This is a genomic window from Pantoea sp. SM3 (assembly GCF_000963995.1).
In the GTDB taxonomy this organism is placed as follows: domain Bacteria; phylum Pseudomonadota; class Gammaproteobacteria; order Enterobacterales; family Enterobacteriaceae; genus Pantoea; species Pantoea rwandensis_B.
This window is the reverse complement of sequence record NZ_JZRD01000033.1, coordinates 1-12,252: the sequence shown is the minus strand read 5'-3', so window position 1 is coordinate 12,252 and position 12,252 is coordinate 1. Positions and strand designations below refer to the sequence as shown.

The following is a 12,252-nucleotide window of genomic DNA, read 5'->3' as shown; positions in this document are numbered from 1 at the left end:
ACCGGACAACAATCGCCCCCGCATCGCAGGGGCTAATGCAGATTACCGTGTGGCAGAGGGCGCTTTAACCGTATTGCGCTGTGGTTTACCGGAGAACAGGAAACGCAGCAGCGGGATGCGCAGATGGATTTCATACAGCATAAAGGCCATCCCAAACACCATCAGCAGACCGACAAAGAAACCCAGGGTGTTGCTGCTAATGTGCGGGGTAACGTAAATGCCATACAGAATCGTCAGCGGATGGTGCACCAGATAGATAAACAGCGAGGCATTCACTAAATACATGATGCGCGGTGAATGGCTGTTCAGCAGCTTGTGGCCAAAGCTAAAGCAGACATTCAGCATACAAAGTCCCATCAGGGTTGAGATCACCTCATCGATTTCATACAGCCAGCCATCGCCGCTGCTGTATCGCTGATTCAGGCTGTAAGCGATAAATACCGCAATGGCGCCAAAACACATCACCGGATTGAAACGCACAAACAAGGCTTTCAGCGCCTGATGTTTCCATGCTAATGCGCCCAGCATAAAGAACGGCAGGAACGTCAGGGTTTGCATCACGGCCACGCTGAACAGACCATCGGCGAACACGGCCGGTACGGCATAGAACAGCGCGCGGCGGAACAGGCACCAGACCAATGCATAAGCCATCAATGCCAGCGTCAGTTTCCCCCAGCCTACCTGCTGATAATCAATCTTCCGCTGCTGAGTGCGCAGCCAGCGGAAGGTCAGCATGCCGAGTGCCGTCAGAATCACTAAAACCAGTAAAAACCACAGATGAGAAATCAGTTCCCACGCCAGCGTGTTGTATTTGTCATACAGAGAAAAGCTGTCCCAATTACCCACTTTGTCGGTCAGATTTTTTAGCATAAAAAACTGCGGCAGGGTAATGAGCGGAATGGCGGTTAACAGCGGGATCCCCACGCGCTCCATGCGGACCTTCAGCCAGCGTTGAGGCTGATAGCGCAGGTACAGCATGTAGGAAAAATAACCAGAAATAACAAAGAACACCTGCATGCGGAAGGCGTGGATGAAGTCATTCAATACGGTTAACCACATCGAGGCATCGTGGCTATTCACGGCCCAGCGCTGTGTGGAGTAAATCAACGAGACGTGAAAGGGCACGCCTAATAACATTAAGTACGCTCGAATGGAGTCGAGAAAATATTCGCGTTCGGGTTTTGCTGAACTCATAAGCTTCCAATTTGTCAGTTTACTTGCCGGTTTCACCCTGAAACCGGATTATGCTGGATGAAAATTCTACCGCCTGTAAACAGCGTATACTATCAGGTGATTCTGTATCTTAACCTGAAGGGTTTAATTATCTGAAAAGCACACTTTCAGCTTACATATCAGCGCAACAATCTTGTGCATAAGCTGTCGGAAAACCGAATAATCCTTTAAGATAAACGGGTTTGATCTGTGCACACGAAAGGGGGGGATGTGCTAAATAAAGTGAATAAAAAAGTGGGGCTGGTAAAAATGCGCTGGGTAGGCGCGGCAGTTCTGCTGGCGTTGTACGCCAACAATAGTTGGGCGTTCAACATTGATGATGTGGCAAAACAAGCCAAGGCGCTGGCAGGGAAAGGTTACGAAGCGCCGAAGAGCAATTTACCCTCTCAGTTTCGTGATATGAAATTTGCGGATTATCAGCAGATCCAGTTTAACCACGACAAAGCATACTGGGGCAAACTGCGCACGCCGTTTAAGCTCGAGTTTTACCATCAGGGCATGTATTTCGATACGCCGGTGAAAATTAATGAAGTCACCGCCTCATCAGTACGTGAAATCAAATATAACCCTGACTATTTCAACTTCGGCAACGTGAAACACGATGCTGATTCGGTCAAGAACCTCGGGTTTGCCGGATTCAAAGTGCTGTATCCTTTAAACAAAAAGGGTAAAGACGACGAAATCACCAGTTTCCTGGGCGCCAGCTATTTCCGCGTGATTGGCGAAGGTCAGGTGTATGGTCTGTCGGCACGTGGTTTAGCGATTGATACCGCACTGCCATCAGGTGAAGAGTTCCCGCGCTTTAAAGAGTTCTGGATTGAACGTCCAAAACCTCAGGACAAGCAGCTGGTGATCTACGCACTGCTGGATTCACCGCGTGCATCCGGTGCCTATCGCTTCATTATCAAACCGGGCAAAGAGTCGACGGTGGATGTGCAGTCTAAAGTTTACCTGCGTGATAACGTCGGCAAACTGGGCGTTGCACCACTGACCAGCATGTTCCTGTTTGGTGCTAACCAGCCTTCACCGGTGACTAATTTCCGCAATGAGCTGCACGATTCTAACGGATTGTCGATTCATGCTGGCAACGGTGAATGGATTTGGCGTCCGCTGAACAACCCGAAACATCTGGCGGTGAGCACGTTCACTGTGGAAAACCCTAAAGGGTTCGGTTTGCTGCAGCGTGGCCGCGATTTCAGCCATTATCAGGATCTCGACGATCGCTATGACCTGCGTCCAAGTGGCTGGGTTGAGCCACAGGGCGACTGGGGTAAAGGCCGTGTTGAACTGGTCGAAATCCCGACGGCCGATGAAACCAACGACAACATTGTGGCCTTCTGGACGCCAGAGTCATTGCCTGAGCCGGGCAAAGAGATGAATTTCCAGTATCGTCTGCACTTCACGCGTGATGAAAACCAACTGCATCAGGATGATGTGGCCTGGGTAAAAAACACGCTGCGTTCTGCGGGTGATGTGAAGCAATCTAACCTGGTGCGTCAACCGGATGGCTCCATTGCCTTTACCATCGACTTCGTCGGTAAAGCGATGAGCAAACTGCCGGACAATACCCAGGTTGCGCCTCAGGTCAGTGTGGGCAACAACGCCGATGTGGTTGAGCAGAGTGTGCGCTACAACCCCGTGACTAAAGGCTGGCGTCTGGTCTTGCGTCTGCGCGTGAAAGATAACAAGCAGCCGACCGAAATGCGTGCGGCGCTGGTGAGCGGCGACAAGACATTGACGGAAACCTGGAGCTATCAGCTACCTGCCAATGAATAAATCGACTTTTTTACCTCAATCTTACGTGGAGGCCCTGCCGCTTGATGCGGCGGGGCGCGCTCGTCTGAGTGATTCGTTACAGAATGCCCAGGCGTTCCACGCTATTCATACGGCGCTGGGGCAAGATGTTGCCGCCAGCGATCGCCCGGATGATGCGCCGCTAAAATCGGTGTCATCACGCGTACAGATGGCCTGGCCGGATTCACTGGCCGAAGGTCAACAACTCAGTAAGGATTATCTCGACCGCACCACGCTGAAGGCGATGCCTAAAGTGAAGCGCTCGCTGATGTTCCCTGAGATCTGGCGCACCAACCCTATCGCGCGTGCATGGGATTCTGTGCGTGGGAAAAAATCCACGCCGCGTTATGCCACAGCGGAAGAGCAAAAGACCGAGGATAAGTGGCGTCATGTCGGTTCTATGCGCCGTTATGTCCTGCTGATTCTGACGATTTTGCAGACGGTAGTGGCGACCTGGTACATGAAAACCATTCTGCCCTATCAGGGCTGGACGCTGCTCGATCCGATCGCGTTGTTTAACCAGAACTGGCTGCAATCGGTAGAGCTGATCCTGCCTTACATTTTGCAAACCGGGATATTATTCCTGTTTGCCATTCTGTTCTGCTGGGTGTCTGCGGGTTTCTGGACCGCGTTGATGGGCTTCCTGCAGTTGATGATGGGTCGCGACAAGTACAGCATCTCGTATTCGACCACCGGTGATGAGCCGCTCAATCCGGAGCATCGTACTGCACTGATCATGCCGATCTGTAACGAAGACGTTGAACGCGTATTCGCCGGTCTGCGTGCCACCTGGGAATCGGTGCAGCGCACCGGTAATGCCGAGCACTTCGATGTCTATATCCTGAGCGACAGCTACGATGCGGATATCGCCATCGCTGAGCAGAAAGCCTGGATGGAGCTGGTGCGTGATGTCGGAGGCGCAGGCAAGATTTTCTATCGCCGTCGCCGTCGTCGTGTGAAGCGTAAAAGCGGTAACATCGATGACTTCTGCCGTCGCTGGGGCAGCAATTACAGCTACATGGTGGTGCTGGATGCCGACAGCGTGATGAGCGGTGAGTGTCTCACCGGCCTGGTGCGCATGATGGAAGCCAATCCGAACGCCGGTATTATCCAGTCGTCGCCAAAAGCGTCAGGCATGGATACGCTGTATGCGCGTTGCCAGCAGTTCGCCACCCGTGTTTACGGTCCACTGTTTACCGCCGGTCTGCACTTCTGGCAGTTGGGTGAATCGCACTATTGGGGGCATAACGCCATCATCCGTGTTCAGCCTTTCATCGAGCACTGTGCGTTAGCGCCGCTGCCAGGTGAAGGCTCTTTCGCCGGTTCAATTCTGTCGCATGACTTCGTTGAAGCCGCGCTGATGCGCCGTGCGGGTTGGGGGGTGTGGATCGCCTATGACCTGCCGGGCTCCTATGAAGAACTGCCGCCGAACCTGCTGGATGAACTGAAGCGTGACCGTCGCTGGTGCCACGGTAACCTGATGAACTTCCGCCTGTTCCTGGTGAAGGGGATGCACCCGGTTCACCGTGCAGTGTTCCTGACCGGTGTGATGTCTTATCTGTCAGCGCCGTTGTGGTTTATGTTCCTCGCCTTGTCCACCGCGTTGCAGGTGGTACATACGCTGATGGAACCGACCTACTTCCTGCAACCGCGCCAGCTGTTCCCGGTGTGGCCGCAGTGGCGTCCTGATTTGGCGATCGCGCTGTTCTCTACCACGTTGGTCCTGCTGTTCCTGCCGAAGCTGCTCAGTGTGGTATTGATCTGGTTCAAAGGTGCCAAGCCGTACGGCGGTGCCATTCGCCTGTTCTGCTCGCTGATTCTGGAAATGCTGTTCTCGGTGCTGCTGGCACCGGTGCGTATGCTGTTCCATACGGTATTCGTGGTCAGCGCGTTCCTCGGTTGGGAAGTGGTGTGGAACTCACCGCAGCGTGATGACGATGCCACACCATGGGGCGAAGCTTTCCGTCGTCATGGTTCTCAGATGCTGTTAGGTATTGTTTGGGCGGCCGGTATGGGTGTGCTCGATCTGAACTTCCTGTGGTGGCTGGCGCCGATTGTATTCTCACTGATCCTGTCGCCGTTTGTGTCGGTGATGTCGAGCCGTGCAACGGTGGGGCAGAAGAGTAAGAATGCGAAGCTGTTCCTGATCCCGGAAGAGTATGAACCACCGAAAGAACTGGTTGATACCGATCACTACCTGCAACTGAATCGCGAGCGTGCGTTGAAGAATGGCTTTATGCACGCTTTGTTCAACCCGGCATTCAACGCCCTGGCAACCGCTATGGCCACGTCGCGCCATAAACAGAGTGCGTTGCTTGATCATGCGCGTGACCGTCGTGTCGACCAGGCTCTGAGCGATGCGCCTGAGAAACTCAACCGTGAACAACGTTTGCAGTTGATCAGTGACCCAGTCGTGCTGGCGCGCGTGCACTCACGCCTGTGGGAAAGTGCAGAGAAATATCATCAATGGGTGGAGAGTTATCAGAAATTGAAACTCAATCCTGAGGCGCTTCCACAGCGCTAACCTTGAAAACCCTGAAAGCGGCAGCGATGCCGCTTTTTTTTTGCCAACATTCTGACTAACACAATCTTTACGCGCGCAGGTGTAGTTATTCCACCCGAGACCCGGTTAAACTAACGCCAGTTCATTGTGAGTAAATGTTGTGAATTATTTCCTTAAATTAACCGTATTGTGTGCCACCACACTCGTGCTGAGCGGTTGCGGCAGTATTATCAGCCGAACCATTCCAGGACAGGGACATGGCAGCCAGTATTATCCCGGTGTGCAATGGGATGTGCGTGACGGGCCATGGCGCGTTCTGACCATCCTTGATCTGCCACTCTCGCTGGTGATGGATACGCTGTTGCTGCCCGTCGATGCCAGCCACGGCCCTTACGAGTAACGCTTACGCCCATTTATCCGATGGGCTATCGTCATCTTCCCATTCCTCTGCCGCAGCTTCACCTTCTTCAAGATCGCGTGGGGGCTCCAGCTGGAATTCCCCTTCATCCCACTCGTGCAGGGTGTTTTCCGACTGCCACTCCTGACGCAGTTCCACCTCGTCGAAATCGCCGTCAAATACCGCCTGAGCTGCTTCACCGCTGCAGATCGGTAAACACTCACCTTGTTCACCTTCACCGTCAAAGAACTCTGCCTGCCACATGATGTCACCATCCTGCATCACGTACTTTTGTAGCGAGAACTGGCTCACGCTGACATCGTCCTCGTGCACATCCGTCTGGCTGGCGAGAAACTCCTCGCGTGCGGCGTCGATAGCTTCTTCAAGCGTGCTGTATAAGCTCATAATGAACTCCATGTCTGTTGAAAGGGATTTCACAGAAGAATAGACGAAAAATGGAAGTGTGCAGGACGGGAAGGAAATAACGGCGGGCGGATGAATGCAATTCAACCGCCCAAACCGTTTAGATCATCTTTTGCGGGAAATGCAGTACAGGACGTACTGACTCGCGAATAATAGGAGCAGAGTAACGAATGCAGCATTTAATACAGGGTTTCACCTTTTTAAAATTAATACGAGCGGTTGATAAAGCCTGATTTAAATTATAGAGCGTACCGATAAAAACCATATCCTCCTTAACGGGCAGACGTTTACACTCTTTCCGATGCAAGAGGTGGTAACCCTCTTGATCAGTACTGATTGTCACGTAGTAATAGATGCCTTTATTCATATTATAGGTTCCTGCGATATATTTGCTGTGTGTAATCTTTTTATATTTTTAGAAGGGCAGTTATTTGGCTAACTGTCACGGTTGAAATTAACTGGAATCGATTTCGCTAACAAATTCCAGAAAGGAATAAGCATAGCTCTTCTTTTATAGAAACAGAATATAGAGGAGGTGGACTAAGACAATGCCTTGTTATGTAAGTTAATTTTACTGGATTGATAAGCGGATCAAAAGCATTCAGCAATATTAAATAGGAATAGGCCTGGAATGCGTCAAAATTAGATCCGTGACCACCTGTTTGCATGGATGAAGCTTTTTGATGCGGCTGGATGAGAATTCAAAGAGATGCGCATTTTAGTGTTTACATTTCGTTAACAAAGATTAATATTCTGCATTTCTACAGGTTATTCTGCTCCATGGATAAAGTTAAATATGGACCGAACAATGCCATCAGCCTGAATTCAGACTGGCCCGGTTTGACTAAAATTGACAGACTATCGTCGTGAAATAACGCAAATTTTCTCAGGAAAGCGTGGAGCACGGACTGTGCTCCACATCACATTAATACAGCGAGGGTTGACCTTCAGGGCGGGTTTTAAAACGGCGGTGCAACCACATGTACTGCTCTGGTGCCAACAGAACGGTCTCTTCTACCACTTTATTCATCACGATAGCGGTATCGAGTTCATTCTCGAGCGAGAACTTATGGCGAATGTCAGGCATCATTTTGAGCTCATAACCGCGTCCGTTGGGCAGGCGGCGAGCGAGAAACGGGATCACGCTGGGATTGCCCAATCGAATCAACATATGCGTGCCCGTGGTGGTTGCGGCATCTTGCACGGCAAAGAAAGGGGCAAACACGCTACTGCGCGGGCCATAATCATGATCAGGCGCGTACCAGATGATGTCGTTGTTCTTCATGGCGCGAATCATGCCCTTGAGATCTTTACGATCCAGCATGCTCTTATTTGAGCGCATGCGTCCCCAGGTTTGCAGCCAGTCGATGAGCTTATTGTCATTCGGCCGGTAAACGCCAATGCCTGGGTTGTGCATGCCAAACACGCGAGCACCTAGCTCCAGCGTCAGGAAATGCATGCCAATCAATAAAATGCCGCGTTTTTCCGCAAGCGCATGGCTGACATGTTCGAGCCCGGAAGTGGTCACCCATTTTTGAATACGCCAGTCAGGCCAGAACCACGCCATACCGGTTTCAATCAGCCCCATGCCAACCGATTCAAAGTTGTGCTTCACCATGGCTTCACGTTCGCTGGTAGGCATATCCGGAAAACAGAGTTCCAGGTTACGTTGCGCGACTTCCACACGACGTTTTAGGAAGCGCATGGCAATGCGGCCCAGACCACAGCCAATCGTATGCAGCACCGGGTAAGGAAGTAACACCAGCAGATAAAGAAAACCAATACCTATCCAGGTTAGCCAGTAACGCGGGTGAAGAAGTTCACGGGAAAATTGGGGAAGTTGAGTCATGGAAATGTCAGTATCCTGCGTCTTGTGCCAGAGAGTCCGGTTTCTGTTATTTGTCGTGATTATGCCATTTTTTCGTGCTGACTGAAATCAAGCATAGCCTGCAGGCGGGTGTAAGGCAGTCAGATTGCGCATTAATCTACAACTGCGGCGGAGAATTGCGTCGGTAATCACGCCATTCAGGATTATCTGACCAGGGGCTTTGCATCGAGCGGAATTCAGGTATCATGTGCGCGCTAAATTTCTCTGATTGCTAACAGGATCGAACACCATGCCAGTGTTACATAACCTTGTTTCCAATAAAGAGCTGAAAGAACGTATGCTGGCTGAAAACGAGCCGCGTACCACAGTCTCTTTTTATAAGTACTTCCAGATTGCCGATCCGAAAGCCTTCCGTGATGCCCTCTACGTTGCGCTAACAAAGCTCAAGGTATTTGGACGCGTCTACGTGGCAAAAGAGGGGATCAACGCGCAAATCAGCGTGCCAGCCAGCCAGTATGAAGCCATGAAAACGGCACTGTATGCGTTTGATCCGGCGTTAAATAACCTCCGAATGAACATTGCGCTGGACGATGATGGCAAATCCTTCTGGGTACTGCGCCTGAAAGTTCGTGAGCGCATCGTGGCCGATGGCATTGAAGATGAAAGCTTTGATGCCAGCGATGTCGGTGCCTATTTAAAAGCCGCAGACGTCAATGCGATGCTGGATGATCCCGATGCGGTGTTTGTCGACATGCGTAATCACTACGAATTCGAAGTGGGCCATTTCGATCAGGCGATGGAAGTCCCCGCCGACACCTTCCGCGATCAGCTGCCGATGGCCGTGGATATGCTGCAGGAGCATAAAGACAAAAAAATTGTCATGTACTGCACCGGCGGGATCCGCTGCGAAAAAGCCAGTGCGTGGATGAAACACAAAGGCTTCAATGATGTTTACCACATTGAAGGCGGCATCATTGAATATACCCGCCGTGCGCGTGAGCAGGGTTTACCTGTCCGTTTCAAAGGCAAAAACTTTGTGTTTGATGAACGTATGGGCGAACGTATTTCTGACGACATTCTCTCAAGTTGCCACCAGTGCGGCGTGCCGTGCGACAGTCACACTAACTGCGTCAATGACGGATGCCATCTGCTGTTCATTCAGTGCCCAAGCTGTGCGGAGAAATACCACAACTGTTGCAGCCCGCTGTGCATGGAAGAGGCGACATTAACACCGGAAGAGCAGCGTTCACGCCGCGCAGGCCGTGAAAACGGTAATAAAGTGTTCAACAAGTCGCGTGGTTTACTCAATATGACGATGGCGATTCCCGCGCCAGAGAAAAAGTAAACGACATCCAGCCTGAGATCGCATGACCTCAGGCTGGTTCTGCTTACTGCCTTACTGCCTTACTGCCTTACTGCCGCACACCTTCTACTGAAATAATCAGCTCTGCTTTCTGCGATGCCGGTCCAAGATCTTTAGTGATATTGAAATCCTTCAAGACAATTTCACCGTTAGCTTCAAAGCCGGCACGATAGCCACCCCAGGGATCTTTTCCTTCGCCCAGCAGGCGTGCATCCAGGGTGATCGGCTTCGTTACGCCATTGAGCGTCAGATCACCGGTGATCTTGTAATCGTTCCCCTCTTTTTTGACTGCCGTTGAGGCGAAAGTCGCTTGCGGGAATTTGGCGGTGTTAAGGAAATCGGCACTGCGAATATGCTTGTCGCGTTCGGCATGGTTAGTGTCGAGGCTGGCGGTGTTCAGGGTGACGTTAACCTTATCGCTCGCAGGGTTGGCTTCGTCAAAGGTGAAAGTCCCGTCAAAATCCTTAAATGTGCCGTATAACCAGCTATAACCCAGGTGCTGAATACGGAACTGTACGAAGGCGTGCTGGCCTTCTTTATCAAATTTATAGTCTGCTGCGCTGGCCAGCAAACTGGTGCCTAACAGACTGGCGGCACTCAGTGTCAGTAGCGTCTTCTTTAGCATTTTACTTCTCCTTTTCAGAGGTTAAGGGGATGCGGTAACCCAGCATCCTTTTCAATGTGAAGTCTCGATCAATAAAATGGTGTTTTAATGCAGCCAGCCCATGCAGGGCGGAAAACAGCACTAACCCCCAGGCCAGCCACAAATGCAGAGCGCCAGCCAAATCGGCCTGTGCACCTGCTCCACTTAACAGGGCAGGCACTTCGAACCACCCAAACACAGAGATAGCTTTGCCATCGGCGGTCGATATCAGGTAGCCACTGACCAGTAGCAGCAACAACAAGCTATACAACAGCCCGTGAGTCAGGCTGGCGGAGCGGCGAATTAAGGGGGAATAGTGTGGTAAGGGGGCGGGTGGGGGAGAGATAACACGCCAGCCAAGGCGCAGCAGTAGTGTGGCAAACAGGAGGATGCCAATACCCTTGTGGATTTCCGGGGCGCTGTGGTACCAGCCATCGTAATATCCCAATCCGACCATCCACAGACCCAATGCAAACATGCCGTAAATGACCAGCGCCATTAGCCAATGCAACATAATGGTCATTAGCCCGAAATGTTGTCTGGAGTTACGCCACATAAAAGTGAATCCATATCTGGAAATAGAGGGTAATAAGCATCCATATTTTGAAATATGAAAGCAATTAAGCTTACCTTTCTATAAAATTTAACAAGACATTCGGAAATTGTGCGTTTATATCGATGTCTGTGTCAGAAATATTGACGATGGCTGTACGGCTGGCGGGGAAATAAAATGGAAATGAATATTGCTACACCTTATGCGGCAATCTTAACGCTAAAATGTCAGGAAAAAACAATTAATGTCAGCTTGCGTCAATAATGCTGGCGCCTGGGGCGCCAGCGAGACAACGTTAAGCAAAGCGCGAAAGTGAAAACGGCTTCAGGTCAAAGGAGAAGGGCTTATCCTGGGCAAATTCACTGGCAAGTTCACCTAAAACGCTGGCAAATTTAAATCCGTGTCCACTCAAGCCGGTAATAATTAATCGATTGGGCTCGCCTGGAAGGGTATCTATAATAAAGTCTTCGTCAGGTGTGTTGTCATAGCTGCAGGCCTCACCGTGTAAGCAAACGCCAACCCCTGGTAAGAACTGACGCAGGAAGCTGAAGGCTTCACTGCCGTCTGCAGCGATACTGCCGAAAGGTTTACGATCTTCGGGTTTCTGCATCAGCTGCCCGCCATCGTGACGCCCCACTTTTAATGCATTATTGTCGGCAGGGAAGCCATAAAAGTGACTGCCATCAGGCATCTCCACCGTGAAGCCAGGAAATTGGTTGTTCTCGCTGTATCGACCATCTGCCTGATACCAGGCGAAGACTTTACGCACCGGTTGTACCGGCAGATCTTTTACCAGTTCACTCACCCAGGTACCGGCACTGACCAACAATTTACGCGCGCGAAACACGCCGTCGCGAGTAGTGACTTGCTGCAAATCGCCATCGCGTGCGATTTCACTCACCGGGCAGTTAAACAGTTGCGCACAACCCGCCTGTTCAGCCAGCTGTATCCAGCTACGAACTGCCTGCTCACATTTCAGGAAGCCGGAGTGAGGTTCGAATACCCCAATGTAGCCGTCGGGCACAGAGATCTGCGGCCAGCGCTTGCGCACTTCGTCTGCCTGCAGGATTTTTACTTCCAGTTGATATGTTTTGGCGCTGTCGATGACATTCTGGATAAATGAGGAGGTGAGGGGAGCCAGATTGAGGATGCCGCTTCGATGCATGATGCGTTCACCGCTCTGACGTTCCAGCTCATCCCATAAGGTTTGTGCGCGCAGCACCAGCGGGACGTAGCGTTCACCTTCGCCATAGGCGTGGCGAATCAGGCGTGTTTCACCGTGGTGTGTGCCCTGGCTGTGCGGAGGATGGGCACTATCAATCATCAATACCGATAAGCCTGCCTGGGTTGCGTAAAAACCGGCGGCGGCACCCACCGATCCACTGCCCACCACAATCAGATCATAAACCATAACCACATCACTCCTGCCAAACGACGAAATTTTTCAACAGCATATCAAAAAAATCACGCCCATGAAAAAGGCACCCTATTTGAAGTGAACCCCGAAAGTTGGAC

General features: G+C 51.2%; 11 protein-coding genes. 4 read left to right on the top strand and 7 right to left on the bottom strand.

Going from position 1 to position 12,252, the window contains the following annotated elements; genetic code table 11:
• Positions 1-42: 42 nt before the first annotated feature.
• Positions 43-1,194, bottom strand: a complete 1,152-nt coding sequence (mdoC, locus tag VI01_RS18380) for a glucans biosynthesis protein MdoC (protein ID WP_045816202.1) — start codon at positions 1,192-1,194, stop codon at positions 43-45.
• Between the two features lie 279 nt (positions 1,195-1,473).
• Between mdoC and VI01_RS18375 the strand changes: the two genes are divergently transcribed.
• The 3 genes from VI01_RS18375 to VI01_RS18365 all read left to right on the top strand — a co-directional run bounded on the left by VI01_RS18375 (position 1,474) and on the right by VI01_RS18365 (position 5,930).
• Positions 1,474-3,009 carry a glucan biosynthesis protein G gene (locus tag VI01_RS18375; RefSeq protein WP_176505813.1) on the top strand — a complete coding sequence of 512 codons (1,536 nt, stop codon included), beginning with the start codon at positions 1,474-1,476 and terminating at the stop codon, positions 3,007-3,009.
• Positions 3,002-5,551: a glucans biosynthesis glucosyltransferase MdoH gene (gene mdoH, locus VI01_RS18370; protein ID WP_045816201.1), complete on the top strand. Its 2,550-nt coding sequence runs from the start codon at positions 3,002-3,004 to the stop codon at positions 5,549-5,551. Before VI01_RS18375 ends, mdoH begins: the two co-directional genes overlap by 8 nt.
• Before the next feature lie 139 nt (positions 5,552-5,690).
• Positions 5,691-5,930, top strand: a complete 240-nt coding sequence (locus VI01_RS18365; RefSeq protein ID WP_038647648.1) for a YceK/YidQ family lipoprotein — start codon at positions 5,691-5,693, stop codon at positions 5,928-5,930.
• A 3-nt stretch (positions 5,931-5,933) separates the two neighbouring features.
• Here VI01_RS18365 and VI01_RS18360 read toward each other — a convergent pair whose 3' ends face one another.
• The 3 genes from VI01_RS18360 to VI01_RS18350 all read right to left on the bottom strand — a co-directional run bounded on the left by VI01_RS18360 (position 5,934) and on the right by VI01_RS18350 (position 8,199).
• Complete coding sequence (locus tag VI01_RS18360) at positions 5,934-6,332, bottom strand: MysB family protein (protein WP_038647646.1); 399 nt, start codon at positions 6,330-6,332, stop codon at positions 5,934-5,936.
• A 118-nt stretch (positions 6,333-6,450) separates the two neighbouring features.
• Complete coding sequence (locus VI01_RS18355) at positions 6,451-6,717, bottom strand: hypothetical protein (RefSeq protein ID WP_034820172.1); 267 nt, start codon at positions 6,715-6,717, stop codon at positions 6,451-6,453.
• A gap of 558 nt (positions 6,718-7,275) precedes the next feature.
• Positions 7,276-8,199 carry a Kdo(2)-lipid IV(A) acyltransferase gene (locus VI01_RS18350; protein ID WP_045816200.1) on the bottom strand — a complete coding sequence of 308 codons (924 nt, stop codon included), beginning with the start codon at positions 8,197-8,199 and terminating at the stop codon, positions 7,276-7,278.
• Positions 8,200-8,467: 268 nt separating this feature from the next.
• On the opposite strand from VI01_RS18350, the gene VI01_RS18345 reads away from it, so the two are divergent.
• Entirely contained in the window at positions 8,468-9,523 is a 1,056-nt protein-coding gene (locus tag VI01_RS18345) for a rhodanese-related sulfurtransferase (protein WP_038647642.1), read from the top strand.
• A 67-nt stretch (positions 9,524-9,590) separates the two neighbouring features.
• Here the strand turns inward: VI01_RS18345 and VI01_RS18340 are convergent, their stop codons facing one another.
• The 3 genes from VI01_RS18340 to solA all read right to left on the bottom strand — a co-directional run bounded on the left by VI01_RS18340 (position 9,591) and on the right by solA (position 12,148).
• Complete coding sequence (locus VI01_RS18340) at positions 9,591-10,166, bottom strand: YceI family protein (RefSeq protein ID WP_045816199.1); 576 nt, start codon at positions 10,164-10,166, stop codon at positions 9,591-9,593.
• Position 10,167: 1 nt separating this feature from the next.
• A complete protein-coding gene (locus VI01_RS18335) occupies positions 10,168-10,740 on the bottom strand; it encodes a cytochrome b (protein WP_045816198.1) in 573 nt (190 codons plus the stop codon).
• 292 nt (positions 10,741-11,032) lie between these two features.
• Complete coding sequence (solA, locus tag VI01_RS18330) at positions 11,033-12,148, bottom strand: N-methyl-L-tryptophan oxidase (protein ID WP_034820146.1); 1,116 nt, start codon at positions 12,146-12,148, stop codon at positions 11,033-11,035.
• Between the last annotated feature and the right edge of the window lie 104 nt (positions 12,149-12,252).

What these genes read in the sequence shown, in the direction of transcription:
- mdoC (WP_045816202.1), bottom strand. Translation starts at nt 1,194, where the DNA reads ATGAGTTCAGCAAAACCCGAACGCGAATATTTTCTCGACTCCATTCGA.
- mdoH (WP_045816201.1), top strand. Translation starts at nt 3,002, where the DNA reads ATGAATAAATCGACTTTTTTACCTCAATCTTACGTGGAGGCCCTGCCG.
- VI01_RS18360 (WP_038647646.1), bottom strand. Translation starts at nt 6,332, where the DNA reads ATGAGCTTATACAGCACGCTTGAAGAAGCTATCGACGCCGCACGCGAG.
- VI01_RS18355 (WP_034820172.1), bottom strand. Translation starts at nt 6,717, where the DNA reads ATGAATAAAGGCATCTATTACTACGTGACAATCAGTACTGATCAAGAG.
- VI01_RS18350 (WP_045816200.1), bottom strand. Translation starts at nt 8,199, where the DNA reads ATGACTCAACTTCCCCAATTTTCCCGTGAACTTCTTCACCCGCGTTAC.
- VI01_RS18345 (WP_038647642.1), top strand. Translation starts at nt 8,468, where the DNA reads ATGCCAGTGTTACATAACCTTGTTTCCAATAAAGAGCTGAAAGAACGT.
- VI01_RS18340 (WP_045816199.1), bottom strand. Translation starts at nt 10,166, where the DNA reads ATGCTAAAGAAGACGCTACTGACACTGAGTGCCGCCAGTCTGTTAGGC.
- VI01_RS18335 (WP_045816198.1), bottom strand. Translation starts at nt 10,740, where the DNA reads ATGTGGCGTAACTCCAGACAACATTTCGGGCTAATGACCATTATGTTG.
- solA (WP_034820146.1), bottom strand. Translation starts at nt 12,148, where the DNA reads ATGGTTTATGATCTGATTGTGGTGGGCAGTGGATCGGTGGGTGCCGCC.